The 16712-nt window shown below is 61.0% G+C and carries 14 protein-coding genes; 9 read left to right on the top strand and 5 right to left on the bottom strand.

The window, feature by feature from the left end; translation table 11 throughout:
• Positions 1-23 precede the first annotated feature (23 nt).
• The 6 genes from hrpA (at position 24) to ACP6KB_RS20240 (ending at position 8971) form a co-directional block, all read left to right on the top strand.
• Positions 24-3929, top strand: coding sequence for an ATP-dependent RNA helicase HrpA (gene hrpA / locus ACP6KB_RS20265; protein WP_442109064.1), 3906 nt, complete (start codon positions 24-26; stop codon positions 3927-3929).
• A 201-nt stretch (positions 3930-4130) separates the two neighbouring features.
• Positions 4131-5252, top strand: coding sequence for a beta-ketoacyl-ACP synthase III (locus tag ACP6KB_RS20260; RefSeq protein WP_442109063.1), 1122 nt, complete (start codon positions 4131-4133; stop codon positions 5250-5252).
• A gap of 40 nt (positions 5253-5292) precedes the next feature.
• On the top strand, positions 5293-5904 hold the full coding sequence (locus ACP6KB_RS20255; RefSeq protein WP_442109062.1) for an RNA polymerase sigma factor: 612 nt from the start codon (positions 5293-5295) through the stop codon (positions 5902-5904).
• Positions 5898-6137 (top strand): anti-sigma factor family protein, encoded by a 240-nt coding sequence (locus ACP6KB_RS20250; protein ID WP_442109061.1) that lies wholly within the window; start codon positions 5898-5900, stop codon positions 6135-6137. The genes ACP6KB_RS20255 and ACP6KB_RS20250 overlap by 7 nt, the downstream gene beginning before the upstream one ends.
• Positions 6138-6334: 197 nt before the next feature.
• Positions 6335-7648: an OprO/OprP family phosphate-selective porin gene (locus ACP6KB_RS20245; RefSeq protein ID WP_442109060.1), complete on the top strand. Its 1314-nt coding sequence runs from the start codon at positions 6335-6337 to the stop codon at positions 7646-7648.
• A gap of 198 nt (positions 7649-7846) precedes the next feature.
• Positions 7847-8971 (top strand): GNAT family N-acetyltransferase, encoded by a 1125-nt coding sequence (locus ACP6KB_RS20240; protein WP_442109059.1) that lies wholly within the window; start codon positions 7847-7849, stop codon positions 8969-8971.
• Between the two features lie 106 nt (positions 8972-9077).
• Here the strand turns inward: ACP6KB_RS20240 and ACP6KB_RS20235 are convergent, their stop codons facing one another.
• The 4 genes from ACP6KB_RS20235 to ACP6KB_RS20220 form a co-directional block, all read right to left on the bottom strand.
• Complete coding sequence (locus ACP6KB_RS20235; protein WP_442109058.1) at positions 9078-10910, bottom strand: ABC transporter ATP-binding protein; 1833 nt, start codon at positions 10908-10910, stop codon at positions 9078-9080.
• A gap of 65 nt (positions 10911-10975) precedes the next feature.
• Complete coding sequence (locus tag ACP6KB_RS20230; RefSeq protein WP_442109057.1) at positions 10976-11533, bottom strand: peptidylprolyl isomerase; 558 nt, start codon at positions 11531-11533, stop codon at positions 10976-10978.
• Entirely contained in the window at positions 11527-12339 is an 813-nt protein-coding gene (locus ACP6KB_RS20225; protein ID WP_442109056.1) for an alpha/beta fold hydrolase, read from the bottom strand. Before ACP6KB_RS20225 ends, ACP6KB_RS20230 begins: the two co-directional genes overlap by 7 nt.
• Positions 12340-12353: 14 nt before the next feature.
• Positions 12354-13277, bottom strand: coding sequence for a LysR family transcriptional regulator (locus ACP6KB_RS20220; RefSeq protein WP_442109055.1), 924 nt, complete (start codon positions 13275-13277; stop codon positions 12354-12356).
• 49 nt (positions 13278-13326) lie between these two features.
• Between ACP6KB_RS20220 and ACP6KB_RS20215 the strand changes: the two genes are divergently transcribed.
• The 3 genes from ACP6KB_RS20215 (at position 13327) to ACP6KB_RS20205 (ending at position 15469) form a co-directional block, all read left to right on the top strand.
• Positions 13327-13641, top strand: coding sequence for a 3-phosphoglycerate kinase (locus ACP6KB_RS20215; protein ID WP_442109054.1), 315 nt, complete (start codon positions 13327-13329; stop codon positions 13639-13641).
• A 150-nt stretch (positions 13642-13791) separates the two neighbouring features.
• Positions 13792-14391: an FMN-dependent NADH-azoreductase gene (locus ACP6KB_RS20210; protein WP_442109053.1), complete on the top strand. Its 600-nt coding sequence runs from the start codon at positions 13792-13794 to the stop codon at positions 14389-14391.
• Between the two features lie 199 nt (positions 14392-14590).
• Positions 14591-15469, top strand: a complete 879-nt coding sequence (locus ACP6KB_RS20205; protein ID WP_442109052.1) for a carboxylate/amino acid/amine transporter — start codon at positions 14591-14593, stop codon at positions 15467-15469.
• On the opposite strand, the gene ACP6KB_RS20200 is transcribed toward ACP6KB_RS20205, so the two are convergent.
• Entirely contained in the window at positions 15410-16711 is a 1302-nt protein-coding gene (locus ACP6KB_RS20200) for a mechanosensitive ion channel family protein (protein ID WP_442109051.1), read from the bottom strand. The two genes, ACP6KB_RS20205 and ACP6KB_RS20200, sit on opposite strands and share 60 nt — an antisense overlap.
• Between the last annotated feature and the right edge of the window lies 1 nt (position 16712).

Genomic DNA, 16712 nt, shown 5'->3' with positions numbered 1-16712 from the left:
ACCTGCACGACTAAAAAGCCCCCATGACTGACCACGCTATCGATCAACTGCTGAAAAACCTCGATCACGCCATGATTGCCGAGCGCCATCGCCTGCGCCGGCAGTTGCATGAACTGCGCAAACGCCCCGACGAAGCCAAGCTGGCGCAGTGGGTCGAGAAGGTCCAGGCCTCTTGCGCCCAAGTCACGGCGCGCAAGGCCAGTGTGCCGAGCATTCGTTATGACGACAGCCTGCCGATTGCCGCCAAGCGTGACGAAATCAAGAAGCTGTTGGCGGCGCATCAAGTGTTGATCATTGCTGGCGAAACCGGTTCGGGTAAAACCACCCAGTTGCCGAAGATTTGCCTGGAACTTGGCCGTGGTCAGCATGGCCTGATTGCCCATACCCAGCCACGGCGGATTGCCGCACGCAGCGTCGCTACCCGGGTGGCCGAGGAAATCGGCACACCGCTGGGGGCGCTGGTGGGGTATCAGGTGCGTTTCGAAGACCAGAGCGATGCCAACACCCTGGTCAAGCTGATGACCGACGGTATTCTCCTGGCAGAAACCCAGCACGACCGTTTTCTTGAGCGCTATGACACGATCATCGTCGACGAAGCCCATGAACGCAGCCTGAACATCGACTTTTTGCTCGGCTACCTGAAAACCCTGCTGCCACGGCGCCCCGACCTCAAGGTCATCATCACCTCGGCGACCATCGACCTGGAGCGCTTCTCCAAACACTTCAACGATGCACCGATCATCGAAGTGTCTGGCCGTACCTATCCGGTGGAAACCTGGTACCGGCCGCTGACCAGCGAGCAGGATGAAGAGGGCAATCAGGTCGAAGACGATTTGACCGTGGACCAGGCGATTCTCGCCACCCTCGACGAAATCGCTGCATTCGAACGCAGCCAAGGCAAGGGCTCGGGCGATGTCCTGGTGTTCCTGCCCGGCGAGCGGGAGATTCGCGATGCCGCAGAAATGCTGCGCAAGGCGCAGTTGCGCCACACCGAAATCCTGCCGTTGTATGCGCGCCTGTCACCGGCCGAGCAACAGAAGATTTTCCAATCCCATCCCGGCCGCCGTGTGGTGCTGGCGACCAACGTTGCCGAAACCTCGTTGACCGTACCGGGCATTCGTTACGTGATCGACAGCGGTACCGCGCGAATCAGTCGCTACAGCTACCGCGCCAAGGTTCAGCGCCTGCCGATCGAGGCGGTATCCCAGGCCAGTGCCAACCAGCGTAAAGGCCGATGCGGCCGGGTTGAGCCGGGTATCTGCGTGCGCCTGTACAGCGAAGAAGACTTCAACGCGCGGCCTGAATTTACCGATCCGGAGATCCTGCGAACCAACCTGGCGGCGGTGATCCTGCAGATGCTGCACCTGCGCCTGGGTGAAATCGATGCGTTCCCCTTCATTGAGCCACCGGATGGCAAGGCCATCAGCGACGGTTTCAACCTGCTGCAGGAGCTGTCAGCGGTCAACCGGGAAAACCAGCTCACGCCGCTGGGGCGGCAGCTGGCGCGCTTGCCGGTCGACCCGCGACTGGGGCGCATGCTGCTTGAAGGTGCCAAGCAAGGCAGCCTCAATGAACTGTTGATCGTTGCCAGTGCCTTGTCGGTGCAAGACCCGCGAGAGCGCCCGCCAGAGCGCCAACAGGCGGCCGATCAGGCCCATGCGCAGTGGAAAGATAGCGACTCGGACTTTGCTGCACTGGTCAACCTGTGGCGTGGTTTTGAAGAGCAACGCCAGGCCCTGACCGCCAGCCCGCTGCGCAACTGGTGCCGGAAGAACTTTCTCAACTACCTGCGCCTGCGTGAGTGGCGCGATGCCCATCGGCAACTGAGCCTGATCTGCCGTGACCTGCAGTTGAGCCTCAACAAAGAACCGGCCGACTACCCGAAACTGCACAAGGCGATCCTCTCCGGGTTGCTCAGCCAGATTGGCCAGAAGAGCGAAGACGGTGACTACCTGGGCGCGCGTCAACGGCGCTTCTGGGTTCACCCGTCGTCCGGGCTGGGTAAAAAGCGCCCGCAGTGGATCATGACTGCTGAGCTGGTGGAAACCACCAAGCTCTATGCGCGCATGGTGGCGAAAATCGAGCCGGACTGGATCGAGCCGCTGGCCACCCACCTGATCAAGAAAAACCATTTCGAGCCGCACTGGGAGAAGAGGCGCGGCCAGGTGGTGGCGTACGAGCAGGTCACGCTCTATGGCTTGATCGTGGTGGGCCGTCGCCCGGTGCACTTTGGCCCGGTCGATCCGGTGATGTCCCGGGAGCTGTTTATCCGTGAGGCGCTGGTGGGCGGGGAAATCCAGTCGAAGGCCAAGTGCCTGAGCGCCAATCGCCGTCTGCTCGAACAGCTTGACGAACTGGAGGCCAAGGCCCGGCGTCGCGACATTCTCGCCGATGACGAAACCCTGTACGGTTTCTACGAAGCGCGCTTGCCCGCCGAGATTCATCAGACTGCGACCTTCGACAGTTGGTACCGGGTCCACAGCCAGAAAGACCCGCAACTGCTGATCATGCGCGAGGAAGACGTGCTGGCGCGTGAGGCCAGCGAGGTCACTGCCGCGCAGTATCCCGATACCTTGCGTCTGGGTGACCTGAGCCTGGCGCTCAGCTACCACTTTGAGCCCAACCATCCGCGCGACGGTGTGACTGTGCGTGTGCCGGCGCCGTTGTTGCCGAGTTTGCCGGGCGAGCGCCTGGAGTGGCTGGTGCCGGGCTTGCTGGAAGCCAAATGTATTGCCCTGGTGCGCAACCTGCCCAAGGCCTTGCGCAAGAATTTCGTGCCGGTACCGGACTTTGTCAGGGCCGCCTTGCAGCGCATGACTTTCGCCGAGGGCTCGTTGCCGCAGGCGCTGGGCCGTGAACTGCTGCGCATGACCGGCGCGCGAGTCAGCGATGAAGCCTGGGCCGAAGCGGCGGGGCAGGTGGACAATCACCTGAAAATGAACCTGGAAGTGGTCGATGGCCAAGGCAAGTTCCTCGGCGAAGGCCGCGACCTGGCCGAATTGACCGCACGTTTCGTTGCCGCAAGCCAGGCCGCACTGGCAGTGCCACAGACCGAGAAAAGCCAGCAGCCGGTACAGGCCAAGGCCTTTGCCCAGGTCGCCGAGACGGCCCAGCAGAAGATTGCCGGCCTGTCGATGACGGTGTACCCGGCGCTGGTCGAAGAAAACGGCACGGTCAAGGAAGGGCGCTTCTCGACCCTGGCCGAAGCCGAGTTCCAGCATCGCCGCGCCTTGCAGCGTTTGCTCTTGCAACAACTGGCCGAGCCGGCCAAGTTCCTGCGCGGCAAATTGCCGGGGTTGACCGAACTGGGCTTGCTGTACCGCGAGCTGGGACGAATCGAGGCCTTGGTCGAAGACATCCTCCTGGCCAGCCTCGACAGCTGCATTCTCGACGGTGAAAGCAGCCTGCCGCGCGATGGTGCTGGGCTGGCCTCGCTGGCCGAGCGCAAGCGCGGTAGCTGGACTGAGCATGCCGAGCGTCTGGCCCGCCTGACCCTGGAAATCCTCAAACTCTGGCACGGCTTGCAGAAGCGCTTCAAAGGCAAGATCGATCTGGCTCAGGCCGTCGCCCTCAATGACATCAAGCTGCAACTGAGCAACCTGGTGTACCCAGGCTTTGTCCGCGAAACGCCTGGGCTGTGGCTCAAGGAACTGCCGCGCTACCTCAAGGCCATCGAGCTGCGCCTGGAAAAGCTGGGCAGCCAGGTGCAGAAGGACCGGGTCTGGAGCGGTGAGCTGGGCAATCTGTGGGCGCAATTTAAAGCGCGCGCAGACAAGCACGCCCAGGAAGGCAAGCGCGATGAGCAGCTGACCCTCTACCGCTGGTGGCTGGAGGAATATCGGGTGTCGCTGTTCGCTCAGCAACTGGGTACAAAAGTGCCGGTTTCTGACAAAAGACTCAGCAAGCAGTGGAGTCTGGTAGAAGCCTAAAGCCCTTTACTTGTGGCACACTTGGCCGATATTCGTTGCTGCTGCGCCGATCTTGCCGGCAGCAACCGATACCGAATGCAGTGCCCGGCAGCGCGTCCGCTGGCGGGTTGAGTACGCACATAAGTTGGCACTAACGTGCTAGCTGACCGAATCGAACAGGCCGTTGCCCGGCGGGCATCGACCCTTAACAGAGGAACGACCGTGCATAACGTCGTCATCAGCGGCACCGGCCTGTACACCCCGGCCAACAGCATCTCCAACGAAGAGCTGGTGGAATCGTTCAACGCTTATGTGAAGCAGTTCAATGCTGACAACACCCAGGCCATCGAGCGCGGCGAGGTGCAGGCACTGGCAGAGTCCAGCGCCGCCTTCATCGAAAAAGCCTCGGGCATCAAGAGTCGCTTTGTCATGGACAAAGCCGGTATTCTCGATCCGCAGCGCATGAAGCCACGTTTGCCGGAGCGTTCCAACGACGAGCCGTCGATTCTCTGCCAGATGGGTGTCGCTGCGGCTGAGCAGGCCTTGCAACGCGCCGGCCGTACGGCCGCCGACGTCGATGCCGTGATCGTCGCCTGCTCCAACCTGCAGCGCCCGTACCCGGCGATTGCCATCGAAGTGCAACAGGCACTGGGCATCAACGGCTTTGGCTTCGACATGAACGTTGCCTGCTCATCGGCCACCTTCGGTATCCAGACGGCTTGCAACAGCGTGCAACTGGGCCAGGCCCGCGCGATTCTGGTGATCAGCCCGGAAATCTGCACCGGCCACCTGAACTTCCGCGACCGTGACAGCCATTTCATTTTTGGTGATGCTGCCACCGCCGTGTTGGTGGAACGTGCCGACCTCGCCACTTCGGCGCATCAGTTCGATATCGTCAGCACCAAACTGTTGACGCAGTTCTCCAACAATATCCGCAACAACTTCGGCTTCCTCAACCGTGCTGCCGAAGAGGGTATCGACGCTGCCGACAAACTCTTCGTTCAGGAAGGCCGCAAGGTGTTCCGTGAAGTTTGCCCGATGGTGGCCGAGCTGATCGCCCAGCACCTGGCCGACAACAGCATCAGCGTCAGCGACGTCAAACGCTTCTGGCTGCACCAGGCCAACCTGAGCATGAACCACCTGATCGTCAAGAAACTGCTCGGCCGTGACGCCCTGGAATCCGAAGCACCGGTGATTCTCGACAGCTATGCCAACACCAGTTCAGCCGGCTCGGTGATTGCCCTGCACAAACATCAGGACGACCTGCCCGCAGGTTCCCTGGGCGTGCTCAGCTCCTTTGGTGCTGGCTATTCGATCGGCAGCGTGATTTTGCGCAAGCGCTGAATCGGCGGGTAATACAACGCCTGCTAAGGATAAGGTGGCAATGTCTGCCGATTTCGAAACGCGCCTGCTAGAGCGCCTGTTGCGAGCAGATCAACAGGCCTACAAGGAGTTGGTCAACACCTACCAGGGCGCCATGCGCGCGGTGGCCTACGCCATTCTTGGCAGCCGTCAGGCCGACGAAGCGGTGCAGGATGCCTGGTTGGCCGTGGTACGCGGCCTGCCGGGTTTTCAGCGGCGTTCCAGCCTCAAGACCTGGCTGCTGACCATCACCGCCAATGCTGCCAAAACCCGCTACAAGCAGAACCGCCGCGAAGTGTTGCTGGATGACTTGCCTGCCCCGCATGGCACTGTCGGTGATGAGCGCTTTGCCGGTGATGGTCATTGGCTGTTGGCGCCTTCCTCCTGGCACACTGACTCGCCTGAAGCGCTGCTCAGCCAGGATGAGTTGCGCGAGTGCCTGGAGCACACCCTGCTCAGCCTGTCGCAACTGCAAAGCAGCGTACTGGTGCTGCGCGAGCGTCAGGGCCTGGAGCTGGAGGAGATCTGTAATCTTCTCGACCTATCGCTCTCCAATGTCCGCGTGCTGCTGCACCGGGCGAGGCTGAAAGTCTTTGCCACCCTTGAACACTTTGAGGAGACCGGCCAATGCTGAGTTGCAAGGAACTGGTGGCCTGCTCAAGCGATTACCTGGATGGGCAATTGGCCCTGGGTGAAAAGCTGCTGGCCCGCCAGCACTTGTTGTTCTGTAAAAACTGCCGTCGCTTCATCAAACAATTGCGCCTGACTCAGGCAACCATCAAGGCGATGCCGGAGCCTGCGGTAGACGATGTTGACGAAATCGTCCAGCGCATGACCCGCGCGCAACAGCCGCCAAAACAGCCCTGAAACCCGCTGAAAGGCCCTGCAATGGGGCTTTTCTGCTTATTCGTATTCGAAGTAAAAAAGTTCCCCTGTAATAAAACATTTATATAAAAGCCACTGATCTGACATAACCCCCCGCCAAGATTCCTCCCCAGCACAAGTGGCTCAAGCCGCGTGTTTTTCCAACATTATCAAGACCATAAAGTAGGGGAGCTTCTTCGATGATCCGTAAGCACTTCGCAGGTTTCGCAGCCAGCGCCTTGGCCATGGCCGTTACCGCCCAGGCTTTCGCGGGTACCGTGACCACCGACGGCGCCGATATCGTAGTCAAGACCAAAGGTGGCCTCGAGGTCGCTACCACCGACAAGGAATTCAGCTTCAAGCTGGGCGGTCGTGTTCAGGCGGACTACAGCCGTTTTGACGGTTTCTACACCAAAAACGGCAACACTGCCGACGCTGGCTACTTCCGCCGCGCCTACCTGGAACTGGGCGGTGTGATGTACACCGACTGGGCCTACGCCATCGCTTACGACTTCTCGCACAACTCCGGTGGCGACAACCGCTCCGAAGATGGCTACTTCGACGAAGCCTCGCTGGCCTACAACGGCTTCAAGCCAGTGTCGATCAAGGTGGGTCGTTTCGACCCTGAATTCGGTCTGGAAAAAGCCACCAGCTCCAAGTGGGTCACCGCGCAAGAGCGTACCGCTGCCTACGACCTGGTTGACTGGACCAACTCGCACAACGGCGGCATGGGTCTGCAGGCATCGGGTAACGCCGGTGACTCGCTGTACGGTTCGGTAGGTGTGTTCGCCAAAGATGCCACCAACCAGGACAAGGATGGCGACAGCACCAAGCAGTTCAACCTGCGCGGCGTTTTCGCGCCGATGCACGAAGCGGGTAACGTCCTGCACTTCGGTATCAACTACGCCCAGCGTGATCTCTCCGACACCGCGTTCGATGGCCGCATCCGCAGCCGTCTGGGCATGCGCGGGGTGAGCACCGATGGTGGTCAGGATGCCGGTGACAACGGTAACCGTCTGGTCCTCGGTGGTGCCAACAACACCCCTGCCGGTGCTTTTGACACCGACAAGGCCTGGAACCTGGAAGCGGCATGGGCCATGGGCCCGTTCTCGGTACAGGGCGAATACATCAAGCGTGACACTCAGGCCGACGACGACGCGTTCTCTGACATCAAATCGACTGGCTACTACGGTCAACTGGCCTACACCCTGACCGGCGAAGCGCGTGGCTACAAGCTGGGCAAATTCGATGCGATCAAGCCGCAGAACAAGCAGATCGGCGCCTGGGAAGTGTTCTACCGCTACGACCACCTGAGCACTGACGATGACAACGGTGCATTCGCCGATGTCAGCGACATCGAAGCCAAGGTGCACAACGTCGGTGTGAACTGGTACGCCAACGAATCGATCAAGCTCAGCGGCGTATACGTCAAAGCCAAAGTCGACAACGCCGAAAACAGTGTCGGCGACGACAGCGGCGACGGCTTCGTCATGCGCGCGCAGTACGTGTTCTAAGCCATACCGCTCCTCATCCGTTAGATCTTCAGCCCCGCCTGTGCGGGGCTTTTTTTGTCTCGGGTAGGAGCGGGCTTGCCCCGCGATTGCGATGTGGCAGGCAGCCCGCAATCGCGGGGCAAGCCCGCTCCCACTGGTTCAGTCCAATAATCCGTGAAGCACCTTTTTTTCGTTGGCGTGAAGAGGCAGACTGCGCCAATGCCTAGCCTAATCCTGTCAAAACTCGCCGAACTTTCACCTGCCAGCTGGGATGCCCTGGTGCCGGGTGCACAACCGTTTTTACGCCATGCCTTCCTCAGCAGTCTGGAAGACAGCGGCAGCGTCAGCCCACGTACTGGCTGGACGCCCGCGCATCGCTTGCTAACCGATGCGGCAGGGCAGGTGCAGGCGGCGTTGCCGGCTTACGAGAAAACCCACTCCTTCGGTGAGTACGTGTTCGATCACGGTTGGGCCGACGCCTGTGAGCGGGCCGGCATTGCCTATTACCCCAAGCTGCTTGGTGCGGTGCCGTTTTCGCCGGTCACAGGCTCGCGGCTGTTGGGCAGCGCGCAGGCTGCTGGCGAACTGATCGATCAGCTCAGCCAGGACCTGGCAGGCCAAGGGCTGTCGGGGGCACACATCAACTTCACCGATGCCGAAGGCGACGCGCTCATGCGCACGCGAGCGGGCTGGATGGAGCGTCTGGGGTGTCAGTTCCACTGGCGCAACCAGGGCTATCGGGATTTTCAGGACTTTCTCGACAGCCTCAGCTCACGCAAGCGCAAACAGATGCGCAAGGAGCGTGAGCAAGTGGCCGGGCAGGGCATCGAGTTTCGCTGGTACCGCGGTGATGAGTTGAGCGAGGCGCAGTGGGATTTTGTCTTCGCCTGTTACGCCAACACCTACGCGGTGCGTCGCCGGGCACCGTACCTGACGCGTTCATTCTTCAGCCTGCTGGCTGAGCGCATGCCGTCGGCCATCCGCGTGGTCATGGCGCGCCAGGGCGGGCGCGAGGTTGCCATGGCGTTCAGCCTGGTCGGTGGCGATAGCCTGTATGGCCGCTATTGGGGCTGCGTGGATGAGTTCGATCGATTGCACTTCGAGACCTGTTTCTATCAGGGCATGGACTTTGCCATTGCCGAGGGGCTGCAGCGCTTTGATGCCGGTGCACAGGGCGAGCACAAACTGATTCGTGGCTTTGAGCCGGTGATTACTCGGTCTTGGCACTATCTGCTGCATCCAGGATTGCGCCGGGCGGTAGACGAATTTCTGCAGCAAGAGCGGGCAGGGGTGTTGGCCTATGCCGAAGAGGCACGCAGCGCCTTGCCCTATCGCCAAGGCTGAAGGCTTGCCTGTAGGAGCGGGCTTGCCCCGCGATAGCGATCTGCCTGTGACACCGCATCGCGGGGCAAGCCCGCTCCCACAGGCAAGCCCGCTCCCACAGTTTGGTTCATTCGATGCCCACGAATCCGCCGGTCTGGTGGTGCCACAAGCGTGCATACAAGCCCTGCTGGGCGAGCAGTTCGGCATGGCTGCCCATCTCGGCAATCCGGCCTTTTTCCAGCACCACCAGGCGATCCATGCGTGCAATGGTCGACAGGCGGTGGGCGATGGCGATCACCGTCTTGCCTTGCATCAGGGTCTCCAAACTTTCCTGAATCGCCGCTTCGACTTCCGAGTCCAGGGCTGAGGTGGCTTCGTCCATGATCAGGATCGGGGCGTTCTTGAGCAGCACCCGGGCAATGGCAATGCGCTGACGCTGCCCGCCCGAGAGCTTGACCCCACGCTCTCCGACATGGGCATCGAAACCGGTGCGCCCCTGGGCGTCGGACAGCAGCGGGACGAATTCGTCGGCGCGGGCGCGGCGCACGGCTTCCCACAGCGCTTCCTCGCTGGCGTCGGGGCGCCCGTACAGCAGGTTGTCGCGGATCGAACGATGCAGCAGCGAGGTGTCCTGGGTGATCATGCCGATCTGCGCGCGCAGGCTGGCTTGTGATACCAGCGCGATATCCTGGCCATCGATGAGGATGCGTCCGCTTTCCAGGTCGTACAGGCGCAGCAGCAGGTTGACCAGGGTCGATTTACCCGCGCCCGAGGGGCCGATCAGGCCGATTTTCTCGCCGGGACGGATCTCCAGGTTGAGGCCATCGATGATGCGGCTGCCTTTGCCGTAACGAAAGCCGACATTCTCGAACTTCACTGCCCCACGTTCGACGTTCAGCGCCGGGGCGTTGGGCTGGTCGGTCACGGTCACCGGTTGGGCGATGGTCTGCAGGCCGTCCTGAACCATGCCGATGTTTTCGAAGATGCCGTTGACCACCCACATGATCCATCCGGACATGTTGACAATGCGGATGACCAGGCCAGTGGCCAGGGCAATGGCGCCAACGCTGATCAGCGACTGGCTCCACAGCCACAGGGCCAGGCCGGTGGTGGTGACGATCAGCAGGCCGTTGAGGCTGGTGATGACCACGTCCATGCTGGTCACCACGCGGGAGGCCAGTTGGGTCTTTTCAGTCTGCTCGCTGATGGCTTCGCGGGCGTACTGTTGTTCGAAATCGGTGTGGGCAAACAACTTGAGGGTCGCGATGTTGGTGTAGCCATCGACGATGCGCCCCATCAGTTTGGAGCGGGCATCGGACGACACCACCGCACGGGCTTTGACCCGTGGCACAAAGTAGTACAGCGCGCCGATGTAACAGAGGATCCAGCTGATTAACGGCAGCATCAGGCGCCAGTCGGCCTCGGCAAACAGCACCAGCGAACTGATGGCATAGATCAGGACGTGCCACAGTGCGTCCACCGCCTGCACGGCCGAGTCACGCAGTGAGTTGCCGGTTTGCATGATGCGCTGGGCAATGCGCCCGGCAAAATCGCTCTGGAAGAAATTCAGGCTCTGTTTGAGCACGTAGGTGTGGTTTTGCCAGCGGATCATGCTGGTCATGCCGGGGCTGATGGTCTGGTGCACCAGCAGGTCGTGCAGGCCAACGAACACTGGGCGTAGCAACAGCGCTACTACCAGCATCCAGATCAGTTCACCGGCGTGTTCGCTGAAAAAGTTGATGTTAGGGGTGCCCTGAGCCAGATCGATGATCCGGCTCAGGTAGCTGAACAGTGCCACTTCAATGATTGCGCCGATCAGGCCGACCACCAGCAGCGCAGCAAAGCTGGGCCACACCTGCCGCAGGTAGTACAGGTAGAACGGCAATACCGTACTGGGCGGCGACGCGCTGGGGGCTTCACGAAAAATATCGATCAGCTTTTCGAAACGACGGAACAACATGAAAAAGGCAACTCCTGTTCAGGTAGACCCTCAGGCCTTGGCTCACGTCCTTGTGAGGCAGTGGGTCAGTCGATGCGTTTGGCCGACTTGATGTACACCGGGTCGGCCGGTACGTCGCGCATGCCGCGCTTGACGGTGGTGGGCGAGTTGACGATCTGGTCGACCACGTCCATGCCTTTGACTACTTTGGCGAAGACCGCATAGCCCGCATCGCGGCCGGGGTTGAGGAAATCGTTATCCGCCACGTTGATGAAGAACTGGCTGGTGGCCGAGTTCGGGTCGGAGGTGCGCGCCATCGACAGGGTGCCGCGGGTGTTATGCAGGCCGTTGCTGGCTTCGTTCTTGATCGGGGCGTTGGTGCGCTTTTGCTGCATGTCAGCGGTGAAACCACCGCCTTGGGCCATGAAGCCAGGAATCACACGGTGGAAAATGGTGTTGTTGTAGAAGCCGCTGTCCACGTACTCCAGAAAGTTCTTGCTGCTGATCGGTGCCTTGACCGGGTCGAGTTCCACTTCGATCTGGCCGAAGCTGGTGTCGAGCAGAACGTGGGGGGCTTTGTCGGCAGCCATGACGCTGGCGGCGAAGACGACCGAGCAGGTGGCAAGCAGAAGTTTTTTCAGCATGGGCTCAATGTTCCTTGAGAGGTGGTGGACGCTGCCAGAAACTGCAGCAGCGTCTGGTTGAAAACCTGGGGTTGATCCAAGGGTGTAGCGTGCCGCGAATCTTCGATGACCGCCAGCCGCGCCTGAGGCATCAGGCGCACGTAATGTTCTTTCAGGGCGACCGGGGTGTAGTCCTGGTCGGCGCTGATAACCAGGGTAGGACAGCGGATCTGCCCCAGACGTTCGCGCACGCCCCAACCGACAATGGCATCGAAGCTGGCCAGGTAGGCGCGTTTGTCGTTTTGCGCCCAGCGTTCGGCCATCTTGCGGCGCAGGTCGGCCTGCTGCGGTTTGGGGAACAAGCGCGCCGCCAGGCCCTTGCCGACGGCTTCGAGGCTGAGCGCACGGGCCAGGGCCCAGCGTTTGGCCCACCAGATCCAGTCCTGGGCGGTGCGGCGTTTGACTTCAGGAGCACTGTTGACGATGCACAGGCTGCGTAACCACTCAGGATGATCGACGGCAAACTGAAAGCCGATCATGCCGCCCATCGACAGGCCAACCAGGTGCACCGGGCCGCATTGCAGGTGTTCGAGCAGTGCCAGCAGGTCGGCACTGAAGCTCTGGATACTGTAGCGCTCGCGGGGTTTGTCGGAGCGGCCGTGGCCGCGGATGTCGAGCAGAATCACCCGGTAGTGCCGGGCCAGTGTTGGCACCTGCATCTCCCAGTCCTTGCAACTGGAGCCCAGGCCATGCAGCAGCACCAGCGGATCACCCTGGCCATATTCCTCATAGTGCAGCGAACAACCTTCATGTTCGAAATAGGCCATGGGCGTGATTCCTGTCAGGCTTGGGCGGGGGCGGCGAAGGGCACGTCCAGCGGCGCGGTATCGAAGTTGCGCAACAATTCGATAAGAATCTGCGTGGCCGGGCCCAGGGGTTTGTCCTTGTTGGAGTAAAGGTAGAACAGTGGATGGCGACTGCCACCCTGATCCAGTGGCAGGGGCTTGAGTACGCCCTCGCGCAACTCCCGCTCGATCAGGTGGCGGGGCAGCCAGGCAAAGCCCAGGCCGCTGCTGACAAAGGTCGCGGCGGTGGCCAGGCTGCCGACGGTCCAGCGCTGTTCCGCGCCAAGCCAGCCGACGTCGCGCGGCTGGGCGCGGCCCGAGTCACGGATCACCACTTGCAGTTGGCTTTCCAGGTCCTGGAAGTTCAGCTCACGGCCCAGGCGATGCAGGCTGTGCTCCGGGTGGGCGACGGCGACGAACTCCACCGAACTGAGCTCGGTACCCAGATAGCCGGAAATATTGAAACCGCTGATGGCCAGGTCAGCGATGCCTTCATGCAGGACTTCCTCGACCCCGGACAGCACTTCTTCACGCAGGCGTACGCGACAGCCGCGGCTTTGCGGCATGAAGGCACTCAGTGCGCGCACCAGGCGGGCGTTGGGGTAAGCGGCATCGACCACCAGGCGTACTTCAGCCTCCCAGCCCTGTTCCATATGGTGGGCGAGGTCTTCCAGCTGGCTGGCCTGCTTGACCAGTTGCCGGGAGCGGCGCAACAGCACGTTACCGGCTTCGGTCAGCACCGCCTTGCGTCCGTCGATGCGCAGCAATGGCACGCCGAGTTGATCCTGCATGCGCGCCACGGTGTAGCTCACCGAAGATTGCGAACGGTGCAGCGCTTCGGCCGCCTGGGCAAAACCACCGTGGTCGACCACTGCTTGCAGGGTCCGCCACTGATCCAGGGTAACGCGCGGCGCTTTCATCTTCGGCTCCTGTTGTCCTAAGCTGGCGCTCTTTCATGGAGAGCGTCGTATGAAGAAATGTTGTGCTGTACTGCTGGCCCTGCTTCCGCTCACAGCCTTGGCGTACCCCATCGATGTGGAAAAACAGCTCGATGGCGTCAAGCTCGACTACACCACGTACGACACTGACCGTGACATGGGGTCGATCACCCTAAACAACTACGGCGAAGTGGCCGCGCAGTGCAAGGTACTGTTCCGCAATGGCCCGGAAGCCCCCAGGGTGCGCCGGGTACAGGTGCCGGCCAAGCAAAGCAAAGACGTCACGGCCAAGTTCAACCGCGAAATCATCAAGCTGCGTATCAGCCTGGACTGCAAGCCGCAGTAAGTCGCGGGTTGTGCTGTAGAGGCTAGCGTACTGCCACAATAAAACAAATAAACTGATAGATTGCACCCAGATTTTACGCTTTTTAATCGATCAGTAGCTGATTAATCTTACCTCCATCGACTTACCGCATTTGCCGATGGAGGCAACCCCATGTCCCATGTACTCGTTATCGAAAGCAGCGCCCGCCAGCAGGACTCGATCTCCCGGCAACTGACCCGCGATTTCGTCAGCCAGTGGCAAGCCGCCCATCCTGGCGACCAGATCACCCTGCGTGACTTGGCCGTCAACCCGGTGCCGCACCTGGACGCCAACCTGCTCGGTGGCTGGATGAAGCCTGAAGACCAGCGCAGCGGCGACGAACTGCAGGCCCTGGCCCGTTCCAACGAGCTGACTGACGAAGTGCTGGCGGCTGATGTGCTGGTGCTGGCTGCACCGATGTACAACTTCACCATCCCGAGCACCTTGAAAGCCTGGCTGGACCACGTGCTGCGTGCCGGCATCACCTTCAAGTACACCGAAACCGGCCCGCAAGGCCTGCTGACCGGCAAGAAGGCCTACATCCTGACCGCCCGCGGTGGTATCCACGCAGGTGCCAGTAGCGACCATCAGGAACCGTACCTGCGTCAGGTGATGGCCTTTATCGGTATCCATGACGTCACCTTCATTCACGCTGAAGGCCTGAACCTGGGCGGTGACTTCCATGAGAAGGGCCTCAATCACGCCAAGGCTCAACTGGCTGCGGTGGCCTGAGTCAGCAACTGAATTTTCCCGCCTGACACCTGTTGCTCCCTTGGGTGTGCCTGCCCGGTCCATGACCGGGCTTTTTTATGCCTGAAAATCGCGGGGCAAGCCCGCTCCCACCGAAGGTTGAGCACAGCCCCGGTGGGAGCGGGCTTGCCCCGCGATCGGTGAAAAGCTAAGGTCGCCGCCTTCACTGCAAGGGGCAAACATGGGCTATTTACTGATCGTCGCGCTGATCCAGGCATTTTCTTTCAGCCTGATTGGCGAGTACCTGGCGGGGCACGTCGACAGCTATTTCGCAGTGCTGGCGCGTGTGGTGCTGGCTGGCCTGGTGTTTTTGCCGTTGACCCGCTGGCGTCAGGTTGAGCCGCGCTTCATGCGTTCGATGCTGTTGATCGGCGCGCTGCAGTACGGCATCACCTATGTGTGCCTGTACCTGAGCTTCCGGGTGTTGACGGTGCCGGAGGTGTTGCTGTTCACCATCCTCACGCCTTTGCACGTAACCCTGATCGAAGACGCCCTGAACCGGCGTTTCAACCCTTGGGCACTGGTGGCAGCCCTGGTAGCCGTGGCAGGTGCGGCGGTGATCCGCTTCGACAGCATCAGCCCGGACTTCTTCATCGGCTTCCTGTTGCTGCAACTGGCCAACTTCACCTATGCCGCCGGTCAGGTGCTGTACCGTCATCTGATTGCTCGTAACCCCAGCGACCTGCCGCATTACCGGCGCTTTGGCTATTTCTACCTGGGCGCTTTGCTGGTGGTATTGCCAGCGTTCCTGGCATTCGGCAACAGCCAGCACCTGCCGAGCACCGATGTGCAATGGCTGGTGTTGCTGTTCCTCGGGCTGTGCCCGACGGCGCTGGGCCTGTACTGGTGGAACAAGGGGGCCTGCCTGGTATCCGGCGCGACCCTGGCGGTGATGAACAACCTGCACGTGCCAGTGGGGCTGCTGCTCAACTTGCTGATCTGGAATCAGCACGAGCCGCTGGGCAGGTTGTTCATCGGTGGGGCGGTGATCCTCGCCTCGCTATGGCTCGGTCGTCTCGGCAGTCAGCGTCCGCTGTGGGCTGGGCAGGCTCGACGGTAGCAGCCCGGCACGCAGGTCGTTGCCGCTAGGCTGCTGATACAGGCTCAGGCCGAACTCCGGCATGACCGCCAGCAGGTAGTCGAAGATGTCACCCTGGATGCGTTCGTAATCGCCCCAGGCGGTGGTGCGGGTGAAGCAGTAGATTTCCAGCGGCACGCCCTGGGCGGTGGTCTGCATCTGGCGGACCATGCAAGTCATGTTCGGCTGGATTTCCGGGTGGCTCTTCAGATAAGCCAGGGCATAGGCGCGGAAGGTGCCGAGGTTGGTCATGCGCCGACGGTTGGCCGACAGCTCGGCGACATTGCCTTGAGCCTCGTTCCAGGCCTTGAGCTCGCTGCGTTTGCGGGTCATGTAATCGGTCAGCAGGCGCACTTGGCTCAGGCGCTGTTCTTCATCGTTGTTCAGAAAACGTACGCCGCCAGCGTCGATGAACAGGCTGCGCTTGATCCGTCGCCCACCTGACTGCTGCATGCCGCGCCAGTTCTTGAACGACTCGGACATCAACCGCCAGGTCGGAATGGAAACGATGGTTTTATCGAAGTTCTGTACCTTGACCGTATGCAGGGTGATGTCCACCACATCGCCATCGGCACCGACTTGCGGCATTTCGATCCAGTCGCCGACCCGCAGCATGTCGTTGCTGGTCAACTGCACGCTGGCGACGAACGACAGCAGGGTGTCTTTGTACACCAACAGAATGACCGCCGACATTGCACCCAGACCCGACAGCAGCAACAGCGGTGAGCGGTCGATCAGGGTGGCGACGATGATGATCGCGCCAAACACGTACAGCACCATCTTGGCCAGTTGTACGTAGCCTTTGATCGAGCGGGTGCGTGCGTGTTCAGTGCGTGCATAGATGTCCAGCAGGGCATCGAGCAGGGCGCTGATCGCCAGCATCAGGAACAGGATGGTGAAGGCCAGCGCGACGTTGCCGAGGAAATGCTGGCTGGTGGCGTTGAGCTCCGGCACCAGTTTCAGGCCGAATTGCACCACCAGTGACGGCGTCATTTGCGCCAGGCGATGAAACACCTTGTTTTGCAGCAGGTCGTTGACCCAGTGCAGTGCCGGCTGTCTGGCCAGTAGTTTGACAGCATGCAGGATCAGAAAGCGTGCCACCCGGCCCAGCACCAGGGCGATGGCCAGCAGAAGGCCCAGGCCAAGGCCTGCGTGCAGTACGGGATGTTGGTCGAGGGTGCCCCACAAATCGAGGGCGTTTTGCCAGAACTGTTCAATAGCCATG

It is taken from the genome of Pseudomonas sp. NUPR-001 (genome assembly GCF_052147955.1).
GTDB lineage: Bacteria > Pseudomonadota > Gammaproteobacteria > Pseudomonadales > Pseudomonadaceae > Aquipseudomonas.
The sequence above is the reverse complement of the archived record's forward strand: the minus strand, read 5'-3'. Positions and strand labels throughout refer to the sequence as shown.

Coding starts and splice junctions, on each gene's coding strand:
- hrpA (WP_442109064.1), top strand. CDS start 24: ATGACTGACCACGCTATCGATCAACTGCTGAAAAACCTCGATCACGCC.
- ACP6KB_RS20255 (WP_442109062.1), top strand. CDS start 5,293: ATGTCTGCCGATTTCGAAACGCGCCTGCTAGAGCGCCTGTTGCGAGCA.
- ACP6KB_RS20250 (WP_442109061.1), top strand. CDS start 5,898: ATGCTGAGTTGCAAGGAACTGGTGGCCTGCTCAAGCGATTACCTGGAT.
- ACP6KB_RS20245 (WP_442109060.1), top strand. CDS start 6,335: ATGATCCGTAAGCACTTCGCAGGTTTCGCAGCCAGCGCCTTGGCCATG.
- ACP6KB_RS20240 (WP_442109059.1), top strand. CDS start 7,847: ATGCCTAGCCTAATCCTGTCAAAACTCGCCGAACTTTCACCTGCCAGC.
- ACP6KB_RS20235 (WP_442109058.1), bottom strand. CDS start 10,910: ATGTTGTTCCGTCGTTTCGAAAAGCTGATCGATATTTTTCGTGAAGCC.
- ACP6KB_RS20230 (WP_442109057.1), bottom strand. CDS start 11,533: ATGCTGAAAAAACTTCTGCTTGCCACCTGCTCGGTCGTCTTCGCCGCC.
- ACP6KB_RS20225 (WP_442109056.1), bottom strand. CDS start 12,339: ATGGCCTATTTCGAACATGAAGGTTGTTCGCTGCACTATGAGGAATAT.
- ACP6KB_RS20220 (WP_442109055.1), bottom strand. CDS start 13,277: ATGAAAGCGCCGCGCGTTACCCTGGATCAGTGGCGGACCCTGCAAGCA.
- ACP6KB_RS20215 (WP_442109054.1), top strand. CDS start 13,327: ATGAAGAAATGTTGTGCTGTACTGCTGGCCCTGCTTCCGCTCACAGCC.
- ACP6KB_RS20210 (WP_442109053.1), top strand. CDS start 13,792: ATGTCCCATGTACTCGTTATCGAAAGCAGCGCCCGCCAGCAGGACTCG.
- ACP6KB_RS20205 (WP_442109052.1), top strand. CDS start 14,591: ATGGGCTATTTACTGATCGTCGCGCTGATCCAGGCATTTTCTTTCAGC.
- ACP6KB_RS20200 (WP_442109051.1), bottom strand. CDS start 16,711: ATGGCTATTGAACAGTTCTGGCAAAACGCCCTCGATTTGTGGGGCACC.